This is a genomic window from Hoeflea sp. CAU 1731, from assembly GCF_039888615.1.
In the GTDB taxonomy this organism is placed as follows: Bacteria; Pseudomonadota; Alphaproteobacteria; order Rhizobiales; family Rhizobiaceae; genus Flavimaribacter.
Map to the genome: position 1 here is coordinate 1 of NZ_JBDQQS010000028.1, position 20,153 is coordinate 20,153.

20 protein-coding genes are annotated in these 20,153 nt (G+C 61.6%); 4 read left to right on the forward strand and 16 right to left on the reverse strand.

Translation table 11 applies throughout. The features are described 5' to 3' along the window. Positions 1-180: 180 nt before the first annotated feature. Genes AAFN47_RS26515 through AAFN47_RS26525 form a run of 3 tightly spaced genes read right to left on the reverse strand, consistent with a single transcriptional unit; the run spans position 181 to position 3,711 of the window. Positions 181-1,197 (reverse strand): TniQ family protein, encoded by a 1,017-nt coding sequence (locus AAFN47_RS26515; RefSeq protein WP_292306981.1) that lies wholly within the window; start codon positions 1,195-1,197, stop codon positions 181-183. Further along, entirely contained in the window at positions 1,194-2,075 is an 882-nt protein-coding gene (locus tag AAFN47_RS26520; RefSeq protein WP_292306980.1) for a TniB family NTP-binding protein, read from the reverse strand. The genes AAFN47_RS26515 and AAFN47_RS26520 overlap by 4 nt, the downstream gene beginning before the upstream one ends. Next, positions 2,065-3,711, reverse strand: coding sequence for a TnsB C-terminal domain-containing protein (locus AAFN47_RS26525; protein ID WP_292306978.1), 1,647 nt, complete (start codon positions 3,709-3,711; stop codon positions 2,065-2,067). The genes AAFN47_RS26520 and AAFN47_RS26525 overlap by 11 nt, the downstream gene beginning before the upstream one ends. A 221-nt stretch (positions 3,712-3,932) precedes the next feature. Here AAFN47_RS26525 and AAFN47_RS26530 point away from each other — a divergent pair, with 221 nt between their 5' ends. Further along, positions 3,933-4,937 carry a tyrosine-type recombinase/integrase gene (locus AAFN47_RS26530; RefSeq protein WP_499812241.1) on the forward strand — a complete coding sequence of 335 codons (1,005 nt, stop codon included), beginning with the start codon at positions 3,933-3,935 and terminating at the stop codon, positions 4,935-4,937. A gap of 12 nt (positions 4,938-4,949) precedes the next feature. On the opposite strand, the gene repC is transcribed toward AAFN47_RS26530, so the two are convergent. From repC to AAFN47_RS26550, 4 genes are all read right to left on the reverse strand, one after another. Further along, positions 4,950-6,230, reverse strand: a complete 1,281-nt coding sequence (gene repC, locus AAFN47_RS26535) for a plasmid replication protein RepC (RefSeq protein WP_499812242.1) — start codon at positions 6,228-6,230, stop codon at positions 4,950-4,952. Between the two features lie 160 nt (positions 6,231-6,390). Next, positions 6,391-7,386 carry a plasmid partitioning protein RepB gene (gene repB / locus AAFN47_RS26540; protein ID WP_499812243.1) on the reverse strand — a complete coding sequence of 332 codons (996 nt, stop codon included), beginning with the start codon at positions 7,384-7,386 and terminating at the stop codon, positions 6,391-6,393. A gap of 103 nt (positions 7,387-7,489) precedes the next feature. Then, entirely contained in the window at positions 7,490-8,701 is a 1,212-nt protein-coding gene (repA, locus tag AAFN47_RS26545) for a plasmid partitioning protein RepA (RefSeq protein WP_499812244.1), read from the reverse strand. 494 nt (positions 8,702-9,195) lie between these two features. Further along, positions 9,196-9,534: a DUF736 domain-containing protein gene (locus tag AAFN47_RS26550; RefSeq protein ID WP_499812245.1), complete on the reverse strand. Its 339-nt coding sequence runs from the start codon at positions 9,532-9,534 to the stop codon at positions 9,196-9,198. Between the two features lie 580 nt (positions 9,535-10,114). Between AAFN47_RS26550 and AAFN47_RS26555 the strand changes: the two genes are divergently transcribed. After that, the gene (locus AAFN47_RS26555; protein ID WP_499812246.1) at positions 10,115-10,498 is read left to right on the forward strand and encodes a type II toxin-antitoxin system RelE/ParE family toxin; all 384 of its coding nucleotides are present in this window, start codon (positions 10,115-10,117) and stop codon (positions 10,496-10,498) included. Beyond that, positions 10,495-10,788, forward strand: a complete 294-nt coding sequence (locus tag AAFN47_RS26560) for a helix-turn-helix domain-containing protein (RefSeq protein ID WP_499812247.1) — start codon at positions 10,495-10,497, stop codon at positions 10,786-10,788. The genes AAFN47_RS26555 and AAFN47_RS26560 overlap by 4 nt, the downstream gene beginning before the upstream one ends. Before the next feature lie 8 nt (positions 10,789-10,796). Here AAFN47_RS26560 and AAFN47_RS26565 read toward each other — a convergent pair whose 3' ends face one another. Together AAFN47_RS26565 and AAFN47_RS26570 are read right to left on the reverse strand one after the other, a co-directional pair. Beyond that, positions 10,797-11,708 carry a DUF2493 domain-containing protein gene (locus AAFN47_RS26565; RefSeq protein WP_499812248.1) on the reverse strand — a complete coding sequence of 304 codons (912 nt, stop codon included), beginning with the start codon at positions 11,706-11,708 and terminating at the stop codon, positions 10,797-10,799. Positions 11,709-12,006: 298 nt separating this feature from the next. Beyond that, the gene (locus AAFN47_RS26570; protein WP_499812249.1) at positions 12,007-12,795 is read right to left on the reverse strand and encodes a DUF7146 domain-containing protein; all 789 of its coding nucleotides are present in this window, start codon (positions 12,793-12,795) and stop codon (positions 12,007-12,009) included. On the opposite strand from AAFN47_RS26570, the gene AAFN47_RS26575 reads away from it, so the two are divergent. Beyond that, complete coding sequence (locus AAFN47_RS26575; protein ID WP_499812250.1) at positions 12,700-13,110, forward strand: helix-turn-helix transcriptional regulator; 411 nt, start codon at positions 12,700-12,702, stop codon at positions 13,108-13,110. The genes AAFN47_RS26570 and AAFN47_RS26575 overlap by 96 nt on opposite strands. Here AAFN47_RS26575 and AAFN47_RS26580 read toward each other — a convergent pair. The 7 genes from AAFN47_RS26580 to AAFN47_RS26610 form a co-directional block, all read right to left on the reverse strand. Continuing rightward, positions 13,107-14,498, reverse strand: a complete 1,392-nt coding sequence (locus AAFN47_RS26580) for a hypothetical protein (RefSeq protein WP_499812251.1) — start codon at positions 14,496-14,498, stop codon at positions 13,107-13,109. The genes AAFN47_RS26575 and AAFN47_RS26580 overlap by 4 nt on opposite strands. 90 nt (positions 14,499-14,588) lie before the next feature. Beyond that, the gene (locus AAFN47_RS26585; protein WP_499812252.1) at positions 14,589-15,332 is read right to left on the reverse strand and encodes an SDR family NAD(P)-dependent oxidoreductase; all 744 of its coding nucleotides are present in this window, start codon (positions 15,330-15,332) and stop codon (positions 14,589-14,591) included. Next, positions 15,329-16,153: an SDR family oxidoreductase gene (locus AAFN47_RS26590; RefSeq protein WP_499812253.1), complete on the reverse strand. Its 825-nt coding sequence runs from the start codon at positions 16,151-16,153 to the stop codon at positions 15,329-15,331. The genes AAFN47_RS26585 and AAFN47_RS26590 overlap by 4 nt, the downstream gene beginning before the upstream one ends. Further along, the gene (locus tag AAFN47_RS26595; RefSeq protein WP_499812254.1) at positions 16,150-17,457 is read right to left on the reverse strand and encodes a TRAP transporter large permease; all 1,308 of its coding nucleotides are present in this window, start codon (positions 17,455-17,457) and stop codon (positions 16,150-16,152) included. Before AAFN47_RS26595 ends, AAFN47_RS26590 begins: the two co-directional genes overlap by 4 nt. Continuing rightward, on the reverse strand, positions 17,457-17,927 hold the full coding sequence (locus AAFN47_RS26600; protein ID WP_499812255.1) for a TRAP transporter small permease: 471 nt from the start codon (positions 17,925-17,927) through the stop codon (positions 17,457-17,459). The genes AAFN47_RS26595 and AAFN47_RS26600 overlap by 1 nt, the downstream gene beginning before the upstream one ends. A gap of 77 nt (positions 17,928-18,004) precedes the next feature. After that, positions 18,005-19,024 carry a TRAP transporter substrate-binding protein DctP gene (gene dctP, locus AAFN47_RS26605; RefSeq protein ID WP_499812256.1) on the reverse strand — a complete coding sequence of 340 codons (1,020 nt, stop codon included), beginning with the start codon at positions 19,022-19,024 and terminating at the stop codon, positions 18,005-18,007. Between the two features lie 166 nt (positions 19,025-19,190). Continuing rightward, positions 19,191-20,150, reverse strand: a complete 960-nt coding sequence (locus AAFN47_RS26610) for an alpha/beta hydrolase (protein ID WP_499812257.1) — start codon at positions 20,148-20,150, stop codon at positions 19,191-19,193. Positions 20,151-20,153 lie beyond the last annotated feature (3 nt).

Consider the following 20,153-nt stretch of genomic DNA (forward strand, 5'->3'; position numbering starts at 1 on the left):
CATTTGGAGTGTAATAAAATCTCATTGGCGTCTCATTTGAAGTGTAATGCATTACACTTCAGTCTCACGCAAATCATTGAAAACACTCAATGCGCGAGTCTCGGTTTCAAACCTAAATCGACATGTCGGATGACCGGAATTCATGAGATTCAAGCACTTCCCTGAAAAACGAACCGGGGTTCATGAGATTCTGGAGCGGTATTCATGAGACTGGTAGAGTCGGAATTCGTGAGACTGGCGACGTTTCTTGGGCTTTGCAGCATTCTGACGCTCTCTCTCGTCGCGTTGAGCACGCCAGAGCCGGGCTGAGATACGTCTCCTCAACGAGAGAGGCCATGTCGCAAGCGCCTCGCGAACCCGCACCTGCCCGTCCACGTCGCTCTTCAGCAAGATGGAGATCGCTTGGTCGACCGGGTTTCCGACAACCCGACCGATCCCCACCGTCAATGCGAAACCCTGTAGAAGTGAGCCCTGCGCCAAAGCGTGCAGGCCGGGACGCACGGGTTTGGCCAGGACTGGCGCAACCTCGTCATACTCTGGAACGACAACCGTCAGCGCCTGGCGGATAATCGGCGTCGTGAGGAAGTCATGGTAGTCGCGCCGGGTCTGCAACGACATGCGCGGTTGCTCGGAAAGAGATGGGGGCGAGGCTCGGCGGTGTCGTGTTGTCAGAAGGGCCAGTATCTCGACTGGCCCCAAATCCCCCTGACCGAGTCCCTGAACCCACGCATCGAGAACAGCAGCCCCGACCTTTGCGGGCGCGTCCGCTGTCGCCATCCGTTTTGCACCCAGCACAACAGGCAGCGCCTCGCCTGTCGTACCCTGATAATCAGAACCATGGACAGGACACCGAAAAACCCACGGAAGAGCCGCGGACTTGCTCTGCACGTCGGCGGGACACATCGGGCAGTGATACCGGTTCCTGCGGATCATCATCCGGGCCTCCGGAATCAGTTCACCGAACGTCACCCCCTGCACGACCTGGGACGAAAGCCCGGTTCGGGCCTCGATCCGAGCCCCCTCCCCTTCCGACATTCGCCATTCCAGATCGAACACATCGCGGCCGGACAAGCCAAGCTCGGCCAGAAACTCCGGTACTGTCATCGCGTAGAACGGCGCCATGCGGGCGATCCAGGAAGATAGGCGCTCGTCCGCCTCGGGTGGGAACACCACCGGCAGAAGGCCCTGCCCGATCACACCGGCTCTCCCAAGACCACCTGCAACCTGTCACCACCCAGAATGTCACGCGAGAGGATGCGTTCCTCGCCGCTTGCGATGGCGGAGATTGCCAGCTGACACATGATGGAAAATATCCCCGAGGTGATGCCGCCGGTCACCTTGATCATCCGCGAGAGCGCCTTCTCGCCGATCTCGCTTTCGCGCCGGAGCGGCAGGCTGCGCATGAGCGTGCTCATCAGCCCGGTGAAATCGGCCCCGTCCTGCCAGGGCGGCAGGCCGAACGCCTCAAAACGGCGCACCAGCTGGTCATCGGTGCGCAGCGCATTACGGGCCTGGGCGGTGCCGACACAAACGAGAGGAGCGCGCAGCTCGTTGCCCAGAAATCGCAGCATGTTCAGGAACCGTGCCTGCTCGCGTATCGTGCCCGCCTGTAGGCTATGGATTTCGTCGATCACCAGCATATGAGGGCGCAACTCGGTGAGCAGCCGCAGAGCCAGGCTTTCAAGAACGGCAAGCGTGGCACGGGGAGGTTCCGGGGCCCCGATTGCAGCCAGAATCCGGCGGTAGAACCTTGTCTCATCCGGGCCTGAGACCATCTGCACCGCGACGACCGGCATGTTGAGCCGCCCGCTGGTGTCGTCGAAGCTTGAGGGGTGATCGCGCGTGAATTTCTCGATGATCATGGTCTTGCCCATGCCGCTTTCACCGACCAGGAGCAGGTTTGGCATCCGGGCGCGCTCCGGGAAGGACAGCAGGGTTTCCAGCTTGGCGAGCGCCGCCTCCGCCCGGGGATAGGACACCCATCGGTCGGCACGGATGCGCAGGATGCGTTCCTCGGCGCTGAGAGCGGCAATCCTGCCTGCGTTCGGATAGAGATGCGGAAACTCAGTCGTCATCGTACCACTCCTCGACATAGAAGCCCGGGTGATCTTTCAGCGCATTGCCCTTGTTTTCCGGCGCAGGAAGCGCTTCGGGCGCATCTGGCCCAGGCGTCACATCGATTATCGGGCGTTGGTCGAGATGCGCCCGCCGGGCCTGGTGGCGTCGTATCGCCTTGGTCTGCCGCGCGGCGCTATCGACGAGATCGCGCTGCGCCTCGATCGTCCGAAAGATGAGCTCCTCGTCTACCGACCGGCGACCGGCCTCCCGCAAGGCCCTCCGCGCCGCGCGGTGTTCCCAGAGCGTGATTGCAGGTCGCGTCAGGTCCGCGGGCCGGGCCTCAATGATGCCGTCCTCGGTCAGAACGAAGATACGCGAGAGATCGCGTGGGTCGTATTTTAACGTGTATTTGCGGGTTTCCTGGCCCATCAGCCAGCGCAGCTCGTTCGACCAGTAGCGGATGTGGAAGAGGTGAAAACCGTCGCGTTGAAGCACACGCTGCTCCGAAGGCAGAAAATCGACCAGGAACTGACGCAGATCGGCGGGCATGCGGACCTTGGGTTCGCCGGCACGCAGCTCCCAGGCCGCTGAGGGCGTAGTTTCCAAGGCGCTGTGAATGCGCGCGTGGTAGGAGCCGGTGATTTCGAGCGCCAACCAGGTTTCCAACTCGTCGAGCGTCATCACCGCCTCAGCCTCGGCGTCGAGATCGCCACGTTCGAAGATGTTCGAGAAATGCGAGCCCGGCAACAGATGCACTGCGCCCATCATGGTGCCGATCAGGCGCTCGATATGGCCGCCATAGCGCGGTGTGCCGGGCGGGCGGTACCGCAGATCGATCTGGTACTCGGCGCAGGCGTGTCCGAAGGCACGGGCATGGAATTCCGCGCCGTTGTCAACGTAGATCGCCTTGGGAATGCCCTGCGTGGGCCAGCCTGTATTGATCCCGCGCGCCGCCAGCCAGTGCGACTTGTCCATCACCGCATGGGTCACGCAAAGCGCAACGGAAAGAAGCGAGGGCGGTTCCAGAGACAGGTGAAACCCCAAAATCATGCGGCTATTCACATCTATCGCCACGGTCAGCGTCGGCCGGCCAAGCGGGCGCCGGGTCACTGGATCGACTACCGTCACATCGACCTTGGTATGATCGATCTGGACGATGTCGAGCGGGTGGGCCGCAGTGAGCGTTCCGGGCGTGGCAAGGTGGCGGCGCTCCGCCTTGTCCTTCCCCTCCCGCCTGGCCATGAGTTTTGCCTGATCCTTCAGATCCAGCCAGCGGCCAAGGCGCCTGATCGAAGGAGGTGCCAGTCCCTGCGATCGGCAATCGGCTGCAACCTCGCGCCAGAACCGGGTCTTGGTCGGTTTGCGGCGGGTGGCATAGAAGCCTTTGAAATGGTGGACCACAATCGCCTCCACCGCCGGGTCCAAGGGCAGCATGCCCGGTTTGCGGCCCGACGTATTTGGCAGGAGCGCACTGGTCCGCGCATTTTCCCGGAACTGCCTCGCTAAACGATAGACCGTCGCCCGGCTGATATCCAACTGTCGCATCGCCCAATCAACGTCACCTTCGGTGAGCTGTTCCGGCAGCTCGGCAAGCACTCTTGCGCGAAACTCGGCTTCTTCCCAGTCTTGGTCAGCTGCGGGATTATCGGACATGACTTGAGCGACGCACGGATGCTGTGTAGTCTCACGAATAGTGACTCACATCCATGTACAGTCTCATGAATTCCGACTCAATATCGAAAACGAAGTACCGGCAAAGCCTTGAAAACAAATGGACCGCAGTCTCACGAATACCGGCAGACCGACACTCAGCACCGCCAAATGGGTCTTCGGCCAACGAGAACAGTGAGAGAGATTGCCCTGGCGGCGAGGCCTTGAACCTGCCTTCCTTTGTGGCCGGTTCCGGCACCCTCGATCGGCTGGTCGACACCGCGCGCGACTATGCCCGCGCCGCGGCCTCGGACAACACGCTGAAGTCCTATGCCAAGGACTGGGCGCATTTCGCGCGCTGGTGCCGGATGAAGGGTGCCGAGCCCCTCCCCCCGTCGTCGGAGATGATCGGCCTGTACATCGCGGATCTGGCATCAGGGTCGGGCCCCTCCCCTGCCCTATCCGTCTCAACCATCGACCGCCGCCTGTCCGGTCTCGCCTGGAACTACGCACAGCGAGGGTTCGCTCTCGATCGCAAGAACCGGCACATCGCCACGGTGCTGGCCGGGATCAAGCGCAAGCACGCTCGGCCGCCGGTGCAGAAGGCCGCCATTATGGCAGAAGACATCCTCGCAATGGTGGCCACCCTTCCTTTCGATCTGCGCGGGCTTCGGGACCGGGCAATCCTTCTCCTTGGATACGCCGGAGGCTTGCGCCGCTCGGAAATCGTCAGCCTGGACGTGCACAAAGATGATACGCAGGACTCCAGTGGCTGGATCGAGATCATGGAGAAAGGTGCCCTCCTCACGCTTAATGCCAAGACCGGCTGGCGCGAGGTCGAGATCGGGCGCGGCTCGTCGGAGCAGACCTGCCCAGTGCACGCGCTGGAACAGTGGCTGCATTTTGCCAGGATCGACTTCGGCCCAATCTTCGTCGGCACCTCACGCGATGGCAAACGCGCCTCAGAAACCAGGCTGAACGACAAGCACGTTGCGCGCCTGATCAAGCGCACGGTCCTGGACGCCGGCATCCGATCCGAACTGCCTGAGAAGGAGCGGCTGGCGCTGTTTTCCGGGCATTCATTGCGCGCGGGGCTCGCCAGTTCGGCGGAGGTCGACGAACGCTATGTCCAGAAGCAGCTCGGACATGCCTCGGCCGAAATGACCCGCCGCTACCAGCGCCGCCGCGATCGGTTCCGGGTGAACCTGACCAAGGCCGCCGGTCTCTGAGCCCCTGCGCTATCACGCGGCCTGCCCGCTGAGCCTACCATAGAAGCTGCGTTCCAGATGCAGCTCCCCCGCCCCGGCTTTCTCGACCATGCCCCGCAGATAGCCGCCCGGCGAGGCCACCTCGCCCGCGCTGTGCTTTTCGAACACGAGCGCGAACGCCGCCGTGGCCACCTGTTTGCCCAGTCTGTCCTGCGCCACGTTCCAGGCATGCTCCGAGATCCCGATCATCGGCCTGAGTTGCCCGGCAACCCGATGCAGATCGCCCCAATCCTTGACGAATCCGCCCATATTGCGCGCCCAGGATGCGAATTCCGGACAGGCCTGCATGATGGTTGGCAGATCGAGCGCAGCCCGCTTCTTGCGCACCGCCGCAACCCAGTCTTCCAGCTCCCTGTCAACCCGCTCTTCGGATCGGGCATTGGGCACCACACCCGCCGCTTCCTCTTTTTCTGAGGAATTACCAATTACAGGATCAAGTTGGTTTGTAATTAGTATATGGGGGTCAGAATTGACCCCCCTGGGGTTCGTTTTTTGAGTCTTCTCCATGACTTGAGCATCTTTATCATCAGTGTTTTCCACAGGTTTTGCTGCGCCAGTCGCTTTGAGATAGGCGATGTCGACCCGTTCCTGTAGTTCCTTGAACCAGGTGAGCAGGCGCACAAGCTGTTCAGAGGCTTCGTGTCGGCGCGGAAGCCGGTCCAGAAGCTCCTCAAAAAGCCCCGTGAGTTGGCTCCAGGGCCCGCGCAGCGCGCTGCTGATAGCCGCTTCAATCCGGGCTCGGATCATCCGGCGCGCAACCGTGATCTGGCGCTTCAGCCGCTGGCAGAGCTCGCGCTCCGCCTGCAGCTCGGCATGAAGTCTCTCGAACTCGTCGACACGCGCCGAAAGCGGCGACAGATCGAAGCCGTAGGCCTCGACGATACGCCCATCAGCGTCCCTGCGGCCCCACCGCTTACCATTAGGGCTATCGTGGAAGGAGATCACGCCGATCTCAGCAAGACGCCGCGCGTGGCGCTTGAGGGCAGACAGCGAAAACCCCGTCTGCTCCATCAGATAGGCGTTCGACGCCCAGACGATCGGGCGCTGCCCCTCTTCCCAGTCCTGGGCCTGGGTAAACGCCCCAAGCGTGTCGAGGAGCATCATGTCGCCGGCCTTCAAGCCTATATGTGCCCCCACGCGCTTGAGTGCCACGAAGGCCCGTGTTTTGGGTACTGCTACCCGTTCACCGGCTTGGGCAAGTTGCTCAGCAACCCCAAGACCCGGTGTCGGCTTGCGCCAACCTGTATGTTTCATGCCTGTATCTCACCTCCGGTTATGTGGAGGCAAAAGAAAGCCGTTCGCTCAAAAGCGTTCGTCGTTGACAGTGATTCGTGGGAGAGGTATCTTCTAAGCGACCAAACTTTTCAGATTAGCTCTCAGGCCACGCTGCTTGGGGGCTTTTCTTTTGCCTAGTTCATTGTTCCGACTGCTCCTCTTTTGTAGCGAGGAATTCGCTGTAGAGCTGATCCAGTCGACCGGAGAGAAAGTCTCCGAAATCGGTTGAATCCTGTGCTGTCAGCGAAATACTGAATGCCTTACCAGACCGACCGATGACGCCTTTGATGCGGCCTTTGCCGGCGGTCCAGGTGCGTTTCTTGGGCGCAGCGCGTGCTTTCCGGCGCTTCGGCGCCCTGCCCGCTTCTGCCAGTTTGCTGTGCAAGAACTCGAAGCGAGCATCACTATCGAGTTCCGGAAACCCGCCAAATTCTAAGGCTTCTTTGAGGATCTTGTCGTTCGCCGGCTCCAAAGCCAGCTTTTTGAAATCCTCCCAGCGATCACGCCCGATCTGCTTTGCTTGACCAATCTGCTCGATAACGTCTCGCGGGACATTCTGAGCCACCGACAGCATGCGCGAAAGCAGTGTACCATCAATGGTCAACGCAGCCTGGATCACATCCTTTGACTGCCCCATATCCAAGAGAGTCTTCGCAAACAGTGCCTTCTCGATGAACGAGAGATCTGCGCGCGCCGTATTTTCCTGCCCTTGAGCAAGAATGTGCGCCACATCGTCCATTGGTTTGACAACAGCGCGAACCTTACGGTTGAGCGCAGATGCAACTCGCACGCGGCGATGCCCGAAGACGATCATATAGCGCCCGTCTAATTCCGGATGCGGGCGAAGCAATACTGGTGTGTCCTGGCGGCCGGCAGCGATCGATGCCTTCAGTTCATCGAACGCCTGATCGTCATCACTGAGGCGATCCGAGACAAAGGACACGTCGATCAATTGTGGATCGATCTCGACAATCGTTTCCCCTTCGAGGAGACGCTTCGAGTTCTCCGCGAGGCTGTCGATTGAAACTTTCATCGACTTCGAAGCACCGCGCATTGCGTATCCAGAGCGGCCAGAATCCTTGGGTTGCTCCGGGGAACCGCTCATGACGCTTTTCAGGAGATCTTTCCGAGCCATCAAGCTAACTCCTTTGCTTGGCGATCCAACTCAAGCTCTGCGCTCATCCGACCAGTTGCACGGCTGTCAAAATCGATGGTCTGCACGGCTGTCAAAATGTCGGTCATTCCCGCCCCCAAGCCTTGTGGATCAGCTCTGCAATCTCGTCGTTAACGTCGTTCAAAGAAGTGACAGCGCGATCATAGGTGGTCCGGACGAACTGCGACCGCTCGACTTCGTAGAGCGTTTGCTTCGTGATCCCTGCGTCGGATATCGCGGTTGATTTCAACACCGGAGCCGAAAGCATCTGATTTGGAAACATTGCCTGGAGGAGCCCAACCATCTGCTTTTGGGGGCCGTCCGTCGGTTCAAATCGCGTTACGAGGTAACGGAACCACTTCAGGCGCATGTTTGCTCCGGCGTCACGGATCGTCTTCATGATCCCGCCCAGCATCAGAAGAAACTGGCTCATCGACATGACGTCCAACATCTGAGGATGGACGGTCACAATCACCGAAGATGAGGCCGTAAGAGCGGTGAGCGTCAAGTAGCCTAACTGAGGGGGGCAGTCGATTACGACCACATCATAGCGCTCTTCGACCTCGCCGAGCGCTTTGGATATCCGAGTGAAGAAGATTCGCCCCTCATGGGGGTCGCTGCTCGTCAGTGCAACCGGGGTATCATATTCGTACTCTTGCAGTTCGAGGCTTGCCGGAACGATATCCAGATTTGGAAAGTTTGTCGGTCGGATTACTTCGGAGATGGGCTTGCGCTCGTCATCATACCGGAGCGTCTCATAGAGCGAAGGAACGTTGTCGAGTTCAGGCTGAATACCGTGCAATGCTGTCAGCGAAGCTTGAGGATCCAAGTCGATCGCAAGAACGCGATGCCCCTTCAGCGCCAGATGCTGAGCGAGATGAGCTGCGGTGGTGGTCTTTCCCGAACCCCCTTTAAAGTTCACGACAGACACAACGTGCAACTCTTCGCCTAGCTGCCGGTAGGGCACATATCGACGCTTGCCTGGCCGACCATGTTTGTCCAGATAAGCTCTCAGCTCGAGCATCTGCTCCGCAGAGTAGCTACGCCTTCCGGATGACGACGTTTCAGGCTCGGGGCCTTTGCCCTCGAGGTGAAGCTTCTTGATGGTCGACTGGGTTACACCAAGGTAGTAGGCAACCTCCGCTAACGAAAACTGACGTAGACCTTTCTGGGCATCTGGAGGATACTGTTCCTGCCGCAACATATTGAGGCGGTCAGAGATCAACTCTCCCTGCTGAAGGATGATCTCGTCGAAGGGTTGATCCTTCGTATCAGCCGTAAATGACCTATCTCGCATCCGCCTGCCCTCTAAATATCGCTTTTTCAGCGATTTCGCTCTTTAAAGTGTCATCTACACGGAAAAACGAGTCTTAACAACGATTTTCACCCGGAGGTTCGAACCCTCTCGACGCACCAGGTGGTTTAGATGTGGCGACAATCTCTAGCGATCACAGAACACCTCAACTCAATATATAGGGATAATAGCGACATCTTAGACGCAGTTACTGAGTCATGTCCCACGGTGCCGACTCTGTAACCATCTGTTTTATATTTAATTTATGCGACTGCACGGCTGTCAAAACACATGCGGATCTAAGATTCGAAACGCCCGGCAGAACCGCGAAACCTAGGATGCTAAAACGAACAGTATCGGGCGGGCCTTGCAAACGGGCTATGACCATTTGCCGCCGTTCCGCTCTTCAATCACGGCAGACCAACAAATAACCAAGTCGCTTCAGGGGCCGGGAAGGCAGCATGAGTCGGCTGGGTTGCCCCAGCCGATTCTTCGCGTCACACGGCGTCTTTCGGCCCCCAGGGAATGACGGCTTGCAGGGACAGATCGTCCTGGTTCGCCGCCTTGCCTAGGTTGGCGTTGAAGCCGTGATCGCGGATGGTCAGCGTGTAGTAGTCGGCGCCGGTCTCCTTGTTCTGCTTCTTCCAGATGCCACCGCACTCGACCAGCTTGCCACGCGGGGAGCGGCCGAGGACGCGGTGCGTGGGGGCCATCGGGTTCGCGCTCGCGACGGGTTCGACCGTGATGTCGAGGTCGAAAGTCAGGGTCGAGATGGAGCCGACGCCCTTGGCGGTTTCGATGTCGGCGCTGGTGAATTTGATGCAGTTCGTGGTCATTGCTCTACTCCTTGTTTGCGTTGCAATGATGGTCACCTTGCAGTTGGCCAAGGCCCGGCCACACCGAAGGCGAAGCGCAGCGGAGAGGGGCAGGCGCCGGTCTTTTTGCCTCGCGAGGAATGGCCCGCAGGGTCAGGGGAAAAAGATCGGCGGCAACCTTTGTGGACGGGACGACAGCTGCGACCAGCATGTCATGCAACTCAGACAAAGGGAGAAGTGCGGTGGCCGCGAATGAAACTGGTTGAACAGCCGACAGAGATGCTGTGGGGGGCGCAATCCACTCCTAAACTCGCCTGAAATATAACATAGGCCAGACTTCAACGTCGCGCGCCCGGGATGACCTGCCGCAATCAATGTCTCCGCTACAGCGTGCACAATGCGGATGAGCATTCGATGCGCCCGAGGCTAAGAACGAAGGACCGCCTCGTTACGTGACACCGCCACCCTCCAATGGTCTGAAACGACAAACCGGTCGGTCGGATCGGTCATTCTATGCGACGGTACACATGGCCATGGTAGCCCCGCCCACCGACGGCGCATACCGATTGGCCCCGGCAACCGTCGCCGACTTACCCTTCCAGTGCGCATCCTATACGTCATTGACATATATGGAATTGACGATGACGCGATTGCAGACAGTTGTCGAACTGCCCGAATTCCAAAGGCGCGCCAAGGCAATCATGTGTCGGACAAGGAGCGTGAGGCGGCGATCAACTTCATTGCCGCCAATCCGGAAGCGGGCATTTCTCTTGGTGGCGGGTTACGCAAAGTCCGCATCCCGAGAGAGGGTAGCGGCAAGAGTGGCGGCTTCAGGACGGTGTATGTCTTTGGCGGGACCCATATGCCGATCTTTCTGATCACGGTCTTCGCCAAGAATGAGAAAGCCAACCTGTCGAAGACCGAACAGGCCGCTGCGGTAGAGATAAGCAAGGCGCTTGTCGCGAAATATGGAGACGCAACATGAGTGCATTCGAATCCATCTCCAAGGGACTGGAAGAGGCTCTGGCCTTCGCAGATGGCGATTTGGCAGGCGCGAAGGTACATGAACGTTCCGTGGCGGAGGTCGATGTCGCCGAAGTCCGGCAACGAACTGGCCTGTCCCAGGCCGAGTTTGCAAAGAGCATTGGCGTCGCTAAAGGTACGCTCTTGAACTGGGAACACGGGCGACGGCACCCGACAGGCCCAGCACAGGTTCTGCTGGCATTGATCGCCAAGAAGCCATCGGTGGTGCAGGATCTCTTGCGCGGCGCGTGAACCGGGGCCTAAGCCCCGATCCTCTTGATGCGGATCCCGAGCTTGCGGGCCTTGTCGACGATGTTCTCGGTGATGCCTGAACCGGGTGTAGCGATCAGGCCCTGCGGCATGGTCTCGAGCATCTTGTCGTTGCGCTTGAAGGGGGCAGCCTTGCCGTGGCTCTTCCAGTCGGGCTTGAAGACCACCTGGGTAACGTCTCGGGTATCTGCCCAGCGGGCCGCGATTCTCTCGGCGCCTTTGGGCGTGCCGCCGTGCAGGAGCACCATGTCGGCGTATTTGGCATGTGTGGCGTCAAGGACAGACCAGATCAGATCGTGGGCGTGATAATCCCCGCCCGAGAAAGCGATCCGCGTGCCTTCGGGGCAGTGCACCTCGGTCTCCTTGCGGCGCTTTGCCGAGAGATAGGCCCGGCTGTCCACCACGGCGGAGGTCAAGCCGCGATGCGAGACCTTGGATCCGGTGCGGGGCAGCCAGGGCGAACCGGTGGCGGCCGAGAAGTGGTCCACGGCCAGATCGCGCATCTGCTCGAACGCGTCGCGATGGTCCCAGAGCTTGAGCCCGATCAACTGGAGGCGCTCGAGTTCGACCGAGGCGACCTCGGAGCCGTCCTGAATGGCCAGACTTTCCCGGACCTCGAATTCGTTGTCGTCGAGGAGCTTCTGGATATGGGTGAGCCGACGATGGAAAATCGAGGTCAGGGACCAGAGCATCTCTTCGAGATTGTCTTCCAACTGGCTGCCGGTGAGGAGGCCGATGGTGGTGTCAAAAAGCGTCGCCATGGCGAGCTCGACCTCGTCGGGCTGGGGCAGGGGGCGGTGATCGGTCTCGCCGGGCCCGGGCGTTGCGCCGTGAAGTGCGAGGTGGTCGAGGATGGCGGAGGTCACGCCGGTTTCCTCTTGGATGTCTGTCTGATGGGGCATTGTCTTGTTCCTCTGTTTGATCTGACCCGATTTGGATAGGGCGATAACAGGACCGGCGGCGACCGGGCCGCATCCGTCAGGATCGCAGCGCAGCGGAGAATGCGCCGCGGGCCGGAAAATTGTTCCCGCGAGGAATGAGCCGAAGGCTCAGGGGAATTTTCTGGTGCGGGGCGCATTGCTGCTCGGGCGAGGGGCACTCAGCCCCGACCCGCTGGTCCATCGCTCCCCTTTTCCAAACGGGATCAGATCAAACCCGCGGAACCTTTGCCCTGTCGGACATCCACGAGGACGTTGGCGGTCACCTGTCCTCGATCTCCAGACCTTGTGCTTTCATGGACCCTAACAGGGACCGGCGCAGCGCATCTCTGCCAAATGCCCGCAGATCGTCGTTGAAATCGCCCATGTTCGGCACGAGATAACCGCAGGTAATTCCACGCGATTCCAGTTGGTTACGCAATTTCTTTGATGCGTTACGTCCGGCTTCGTCATTATCCCGCGCGATCCAAATGCGCTTGATCCGCGGCGGTGGGATGAAGAGGCCGAGATGGGTGACGGTGAGACAGGAGGCGAGGTCGAACTCGGGGAGTGCCGTGCCGACCGAGAGGGTGTTCTCGAGTCCCTCGCCGACGATGAGGTCGGAGCAAGCTGTGCCGGACCAGTAGCGGATGGCATGGCCAAGCAGCTGCCCAAGGATCCGCTTTGGGTTCTCGATTTCGGCCAATCCGCCGGTGGACGGGTCGAGATAGAACCTTGCGCATCCGGTGATCTGGCCCCGATTGTCGGTGATCTTCGCGAGCAGGGCAGGGGCCCTTTGCGGCAGATTGGGATCGTCCTCGCCGTGCCGCAAAAAGACCCGTGGGTGGTAGCGGAGGGCCGGACCCAGCCGTGTGATCCCGCGCCCTTGCAGATAAGTGGCGGCCAGATTGCCAAGCACCGGCTTGCCAGCGGCGAAGAGTTTGCGCGCCCGCGCGGCACATTTCGAGCACAGAGGTTGGTCGCGCTCGCCCATGTTCTCCTCACCACGCTGGCTGAAGACGACCTCGCCGATGCTGCATTCGAGAATCCGCAGGCCGGACGACAAATCCAACGGCTTGACGCGTTAATCGCCAAGCACCTGGCCGACGGTTGGGCCGGTCGGGATTATGCGGCGGCTCTTCACATCACAACCGGTCATCTTAACCGTATCGTTCGGATGGCGACCGGGCGCAGCCTGTCGGCACATCTGGAGACCGCAACGATAACCGAAGCGTGCCGATTAATCGCTTTTACCCGCCTTCCCATGGCGGAGATCGGATACCGACTCGGTTTTTCTGACTCTTCTTATTTCTCTCGCAGGTTTCGTTTGCGGATGGGTGAAACTCCTTCAGAGTATAGAATGAGAGTACTCGGATTAGAACTCTAGAGCATCGCGCTGGCGATAAAAAGGACGGTCATAACGATCACGTAATAGGTTATAATAAAGGGCCCGTTCCATCGCAGGCCAATCTCCTGGGCAGGCTTGCCGGTCATGCCAACGGCGATAGCCAATGTCGATGCAAAGGGCGAAAGTAGCATCGAACCGGACCAGCCGCACATCACGGCTAGCATCAACATCACTTCGGGCATGTCGATCCCGGACGAGATGATGGCACCGGAGCAGACGAGCGCGCTGATCATTGGCGAGAGGCCAAGCTGACTTAGCAGCGTCATAAGCAGGATGATAATGCAGGCGATGACGCCCGGTCCGACCGAGACATGTTCGATCAGCATGCGCAGCTTTTCGGCGGGCAGCATTTCCACCACTGTCAGGCCGAGGAAGGCGCTGGCGCCGATCAGGCAGATTTCACTGGTTGAATCGGGCAGGGCGCGGAACCCGTCGCGGGCAAGGGATTTGAGATTGCCCGAGAACGGGCGACCCTCGGTCAGCAGGACCCAGATCACCGCCATGGCGGGAATGACGATCAGGATCGCGGCCCGCATCGGAATGCCGACCACCGCCTCGGCCAGTGCCGACAGCCCGGTGATCGCAAGGAGCAACCCGAGCAGCGCGGCCATGGCGAGGCCCGCGCCCTTGTGGGGCGACGGGGTGAAGGTGCGGCGCGGACGGCGCTCCAGCCGGTCGAACACCCAGCCGAGGGCGAAGAAGACCACCATCAGGCCAAGGCCGTAGGGCAGGTAGGACACATATCCCAATGTCGGCATCAGCGGGATGAGCATGTTGATGGCCAGCCCGACCGGCGACCACAGGATGGTGGCGGCAAAGCCGCGCAGGACCGCATTGGTGATTCGCCGCCCCTGCACCTCGGCGATGTCGGGGCTGGGCGCGGCGCGGTCACGTTCGGCCAACGCGATCCCGAGCAGAAGCTGCAGGCCGCCGAGATTGAGCAGGATGCCGAAGATATGACTGCCGCTGGCCAGCAGGGCGAACCGCCGCGACGGGGGCTGGTCCACCACGAAATGGGCGGCGGTACTGACGATGTTCGAGCGCATCGCGGCCACCCGCAGGATCGCCATGACGGCCAGCAGGGCAGGAAGGTAGAGCGCGCGGCTTGCTGCAAGGGCAAGGCTGCCCGGATCGCCCCCCGTGAGGACCAGAAGCCCCCCCGAAAGGGCGGCGAGGAATAGCAGAACTTTAGCGGTGGTGCGCACGTGACGCCAGCGCATCAGGATGTGGCACACGATCAACATGATCGCGATTCCAGCGAAGAGGTGATTGTTACTGAACAGGTCAGCGAGGGTAAAAACCGTGCCGCCCAGCAGTGCGAACGATGCAATCGTAGAAAGCCTGACAAGGCGGGCTGCATCTGGCATGATATGCTCTTACCTCATACCGGTGAACCGACCGCTACGCACCGCCCGGTGTGATCGACGGTGCGGCGACTCTATCCTTTCCGGTATTGTCTAGACAGACAACCCGCCATCAATCGCGATTTCGGCCCCCGAGATGTAGCGGCTAAAATCCGACAGTAAAAACAGCACCGTATGGACCACATCTTCGGGCAATCCTGCGCGGCCAAGTGGCACCTGCGCGGTGCGGGTCTTCAGGTCCTCATCGCTCCAGGCGTCCAGCATCGGGGTGAGAATGATGCCCGGATGGACCGAGTTGACGCGGATCCCGCGCGGGCCCAGTTCGCGCGCAGCGGTCTTGGTCATGCCGCGCACGGCCCACTTGGTGCCGACATAGGCGATGCCCTTGCTGGCGCGCAGCCCGGCAAGCGACGAGATGTTCACGATCGACCCGCCCTCGGGGCCCATCGCCGCTTCGGCGAACTTCACGCCCAGATAGGTGCCGAACTGGTTGACCTTGTATTGCAGGTCGAAATCCTCGGGCGTGGTGTCGGGGATGCTTTCGGGGCGGTAGAGCCCGGCATTGTTCACCAGACCGTGCAGGGGCCGGTCGCCGCATTGCGCCTGCAACGCCGCCCAGTCCGCTTCCGAGGTCACGTCGAGGCGGGCGAATTGCGCGCCGATCTCATCGGCGAGGGCGCGGCCCTCGTCTTCAAGGATGTCGGCGACGATTACCTGGGTGCCCCGCGCCGCGAGATGCCGGGCCTGAAGCGCGCCCTGTCCGCGCGCGCCGCCGGTGACCACCACGAGGCGGCCGCCGAAGGACACGCCCAGGATGTCGGCCTGGCCGGGGGTCATAGCCAGCTCCCCCCGAGCCGGGTCACGTCGTCGATGGGGTGGCCCCCGGCATCGAGTTCGCGCGCCGTGACGAGCGCCGCGTCGAGCATGGCGGCGCGGGCGGCGATGACGCGGTCATATTCGGGATGGGTCAGCAGATAGGGGAGGTTGCGGTTCACCGCCTCGATGATCCGGCGGGCGACCTCTTCGGGCTGCATGGAATTGGCCATGATTTCGGCCACGCGCCGGCGGTTCTCGGACGTGCTGTCCTGACCGGAGCTGGCGATGGCCGTGTTGACGTAGCCCGGGCAGACCGCGGTGACGCCGATGCCCAGCGGGGCCAGATCGCTGCGCGCGGTCTCGCTCAGCGAAACGGTGGCGGCCTTGGATGCGGCATAGGCGGCATAGCCGGGGGTCGAGAACAGGCCGCAGACCGAGCAGATATTGACGATATGCGCCGAGCGGCCCGCCCGGCGCAGCTGGTTCACGAAAACCTGCGTGCCGTGGAACATGCCCACCAGATTGGTGTCGAGGACGCGCTGGAAGGTGTCTAGCTCGACCTCATGGATGGGTTGGGGCGAGGCCGATATGCCCGCGACATTGAACAGCAGATCGGCCCCGCCGAAGGTTTCCCCGACCCGGTCGGCGGCGGCGGTCCAGTCCGAACGGGACCGTATGTCGAGCGCGAGGGCGAGGTCCGGGCCAGCGGGGGCCGACAGGTCGGCGCCCGCCACCTTCACGCCTTGGGCCTGAAGGGCGGCGACCAGCGCCTGACCGATGCCGGACGCCGCGCCGGTGACAAGCGCAACCGCGCCATCGAAGGGAAAAGAGCTTTGGGTCATGGTGCGAACAACACTTCTGGCAGGAACAGGGCGATTGCCGGGAAGATCACCAGAAGCAGGCACAGCAGGATTGGCCCGGCAACATAGGGCATGACCGCCTGATATATTCGGATCAGCGGAATGTCCGATGCCTGTGCCTGTATGACGAATATGTTCATGCCGACCGGAGGAGTGATCATCCCCGCCTCGACGACGAGCACGAGGAACACGCCGAACCAGATCGGGTCGAAGCCCGCGCTTTGCACCAGCGGCAGGAAGATCGGCACGGTGATCAGGATCATCCCGAAGGCTTCGAGGAAACAGCCCAGGATGATGTAGAACACCAGAAGTGCCAGCATGATGCCGTAGCTGCCGATCCCCATCGCGTCGATGCCGGAAATCAGCATTTGCGGCAGTTTTGTGAGGACCACGAAATAGGTGAAGATGTTGGCGCTGATCAGGATCATGAACAGCATGGATGAGGTGAGGATGGTGTCGCGCAGCCCCGCCATCGTGTCGCGCAGGGTCAGCTTGCGCTGCAGGAAGCCCAGGAGGAATGCCCCCGCGGCGCCGACGGCGGCGGCCTCGGTGGCGCTGAGCATCCCGGTATAGATGCCGCCGATCACCACCACGAAGAGCAGGGTGATTTCCCAGACATTGGCCAGCGCCCGGACCCGCTGGCCCAGGCTGGCGCGCAGCGCCTCTTTCGGGGCCATGCCGGATTTGAAGGCGGTCAGCAGGGCGACGATGACGACGTAGATCGCGAAGAGCAGAATGCCGGGCAACAGGCTTGCGGCATAGAGCCGGGGCACCGATTGTTCGGCGATCATGCCGTAGACGACGAGCGCGATGGAGGGCGGGATCAGGATGCCGAGCGTGCCGCCCGCCGCAACGCTGCCGACCGACAGCCGGTCGTCATAGCGCGCGCTGCGCATCGAGGGCAGGGCCACGCGCGTCATCGTGGCCGCCGTGGCGATGGACGATCCGCTGACCGCGCCGAAGCCCGCGCTGGCGCCAAGGGTGGCGAAAGCCTGTGAGCCGCGCAGGCCGGAAAACATGGTCTGGGCCGAGCTGTAGAGCCGCCCCGACATGCCCGACCGGACGGCGAGATCGCCCATCAGGACGAAGAGCGGAAGCTGCGAGAGGGTGTAGCTGCTGCCACTGTCGAACGGCACCTGTCCCATCACGCGCGCTGCGTTGGACCAGCCATTGACCATGCCGTACCCGATGAACCCGACAAGACCCATCGCCGCCGCGATGGGCACCCGCAGGAGGATCATCGCAAGAAGAAGGACGATTCCGCAAACGCCGACAATCTGTTCCATCATGGCTCCACGTGTTTGCGGCCACCGGCGGCCAGGGCAGAGGGTATTGCGGCGATGAGGCCGGCGAAGATCGGGAGCCAGATGCCCCAATAGGGGAAACCGGTCTCATATTTGTAGTCGCCGAAGCGCGTGCTGTCGTAGGCGGGCATGACCATCGCGGCGAGCAGGAGCATGACGAAGCCGAGGATCAGGAGCGTTCCCGTGACCTCGAGCACCCGCGTCACCCGGCGCGGCAGGAAATAGTCGCTGACATCGACCCGGATATTCGCGTTGCGCAGGAACACTTCGGGCAGGCCGAGAAAGATCGTATAGGCCATGGCGATTTCCACCACGTCATAGGATATGGCAAGGCCCCGGCCGGTGATTGCCTCGGTCAGGGCGTCGGTGATGCTCATGACGATGATGGTCACGATGGACAGGCCCGATATCGCCATGAAGACGGTGCTCAGGCGGCTGAGAAAGCGCAGCAATTGAAGTCCCCTTTTCGCAATCCGAAGCGGCCCGCCTTGGCGGTCCGCTCCGGGTTTTTGCAGCTTGACGCCGGGCGTTACTTGCCCAGCTTCTCGCGAAGGGCTTCGGCGAAGGCGCGGGCGGGTTTGCCCTCGCTTTCAAGCGCCTCGATGGCGGCTTCCTGAAGGTCCGGCACCATCGCGTTGAAGGTCGCAAGATCTTCTTCGCTGGGCTGGCGGACCTGAACGCCGAGGGTTTCGAGGTGCTCGCGCAGGCGCACTTCGCCCGCACCCAGGAGACGGCCCCAGGCATCCTGGCCGCCGGCACCGAAATATTCGTCGAAGGCGGGTTTAAGGTCGTCCGGCAGGTTCTCGTAGCTTTCGGTGTTCATCACCACGGCAAATTCCAGACCGCCGGTGGGAAGCTCGTAGGCGAATTTCGCGCTGTCCTGAAGCTGGTAGCTCATGATGCCGCTATAGGCGGTCAGCGCGCCGTCGATCTGGCCACGGCTGAGGGCTTCGGCCTGTTCGGTGGGCTGGACCAGCACCGGCACGCCGCCGAGCTTTTCGATGGTGGCGGCGTGGATTTCGCCGGGATGGCGAAGGCGCAGACCCTCGATGTCGGACAGCTTGGTCACTTCCTGCTTGGTCAGGATGATCGGGTTGGGCAGCATCGCCACGTTCAGCAGCATGGCCGAGGGATATTCGTCAGCCAGGTATTCGGTGCCAAGTTCCATCGTCGCCTGCGACACGGCATAGGAAGCCTCTTCGGACACGCCCGGATCACTCATGCCCGGCATCTCGGCGAGTTGCGACATCGAGAACCGGCCCGGCGTCAGGCCCAGGAAGACCACCGTGATGTCTGCAACGCCGGTGCGCACGAGGTCGAACTGACGGACCGGCGGGCCCATCTGGCTGGATTCGTACAGCTCAAGTACCAGCTCGCCGCCGGTGGCTTCGGCCAGCCCGGCCTTGATCCGTTCGAATTGCTCATTCAACGGGCTGACGGGCGGCGTGAAGAGCGAGACTTTCAGGGTGGTTTCGGCCGCTGCGGGCAAAGCGGTGACCAGGGTGGCGGTCGCGAGTGCGGCGGCGCCAAGACGTGACATCAATTTCATTTTTTTCCTCCCGGATGATGGCGGGACGCCGGTTCGCGTCCATTCAACCTTGAAAAAGGTATCTGCTAACTGTTGCCACGTCAACTATAACGTGGATTGCCAACTCGTAATTCGGCTTGGGCCGTGCCGTGTGGACCGACGGGGTTTTGACGGCCGCCGGGCCGGGTCAGAGCATCAGATGCCGGACCAGGAAGTCGGTGCCCGCCTCGATCGCCGCATAGGAGCGGGGCAGCACATGGGGCAGGGTCAGGAACGGGTGGATCTGGCCGGGGAAATGCGCCTCGGTCACTTCGGTTCCGGCCTCGGCCAGCTTGGCGGCAAAGGCGCGGCCCTCGTCGCACAGGACGTCGCAGCCCGCCGTCATGACGAAGGCCGGGGCGACATCCGCGAAAGACGGTGCCAGCAGGGGCGAGGCGTGCCAGTCGCGGGCCTGATCCGGTGTCTCCAGATAATGGTCGATGAACCATGCCATGGTCCGGGCCGAAACCGGCATTCCGGGGAAGTCGATTCCGTAGGAGGGCTGCGACATGGTGAGATCGGTCACCGGGTAGAACAGCGCCTGGGCGCGGGGCCGGGGCAGGTCGCCGTCGCGGGCCATGAGCGCCAGGACGGCGGCAAGGTTTCCGCCGGCGCTGTCACCGCTGAACGCGACCCGCGCGGGGTCGATCCCCAGCCCGTCGGCATTGTCGAAGATCCAGCGGACGGTCTCGGCGCACAGATCGAGGGTGCGGGGGAACTTGGCTTCCGGGGACAGCGGGTAATCGAGCGAGATCAGCGTCACATCGGCGCCGCGCACCACAGAGCGGCACAGGTGATCATGCGAATCCGGGCCGCCGATCACCCAGCCGCCACCATGGAAGAAGATCACGGCGGGGGAGGGGGTTTTTCCCAGAAGCGGGCGGTAGATGCGCAGGCCAAGCGGGGCGCTGCCGGACCCGCCCGCGGCAAGGTCCGAAACCGCCCCGATCGTGGGGCATGGCAGGTTCGCCGCCGCCCGCCGCTGGTCCCCAGCCGCGCGGGCGTCAGCGGGGCTCATGCTTTCCATCGCGGGCACCTGCGTCTTGGCGAACATATCCAAGAGCGCGGCTGCATCGGCGTCGAGCGTCGGTCGGGTTTTATCCATCATCTT

Bases quoted from the DNA above. Each gene is read 5' to 3' on its own strand.
- AAFN47_RS26520 (WP_292306980.1), bottom strand. From the start codon at position 2,075: ATGACGACTGAGTTTCCGCATCTCTATCCGAACGCAGGCAGGATTGCC.
- AAFN47_RS26525 (WP_292306978.1), bottom strand. From the start codon at position 3,711: ATGTCCGATAATCCCGCAGCTGACCAAGACTGGGAAGAAGCCGAGTTT.
- repC (WP_499812242.1), bottom strand. From the start codon at position 6,230: ATGAAACATACAGGTTGGCGCAAGCCGACACCGGGTCTTGGGGTTGCT.
- repB (WP_499812243.1), bottom strand. From the start codon at position 7,386: ATGGCTCGGAAAGATCTCCTGAAAAGCGTCATGAGCGGTTCCCCGGAG.
- repA (WP_499812244.1), bottom strand. From the start codon at position 8,701: ATGCGAGATAGGTCATTTACGGCTGATACGAAGGATCAACCCTTCGAC.
- AAFN47_RS26550 (WP_499812245.1), bottom strand. From the start codon at position 9,534: ATGACCACGAACTGCATCAAATTCACCAGCGCCGACATCGAAACCGCC.
- AAFN47_RS26560 (WP_499812247.1), top strand. From the start codon at position 10,495: ATGAGTGCATTCGAATCCATCTCCAAGGGACTGGAAGAGGCTCTGGCC.
- AAFN47_RS26565 (WP_499812248.1), bottom strand. From the start codon at position 11,708: ATGCCCCATCAGACAGACATCCAAGAGGAAACCGGCGTGACCTCCGCC.
- AAFN47_RS26580 (WP_499812251.1), bottom strand. From the start codon at position 14,498: ATGCCAGATGCAGCCCGCCTTGTCAGGCTTTCTACGATTGCATCGTTC.
- AAFN47_RS26585 (WP_499812252.1), bottom strand. From the start codon at position 15,332: ATGACCCCCGGCCAGGCCGACATCCTGGGCGTGTCCTTCGGCGGCCGC.
- AAFN47_RS26590 (WP_499812253.1), bottom strand. From the start codon at position 16,153: ATGACCCAAAGCTCTTTTCCCTTCGATGGCGCGGTTGCGCTTGTCACC.
- AAFN47_RS26595 (WP_499812254.1), bottom strand. From the start codon at position 17,457: ATGGAACAGATTGTCGGCGTTTGCGGAATCGTCCTTCTTCTTGCGATG.
- dctP (WP_499812256.1), bottom strand. From the start codon at position 19,024: ATGAAATTGATGTCACGTCTTGGCGCCGCCGCACTCGCGACCGCCACC.
- AAFN47_RS26610 (WP_499812257.1), bottom strand. From the start codon at position 20,150: ATGATGGATAAAACCCGACCGACGCTCGACGCCGATGCAGCCGCGCTC.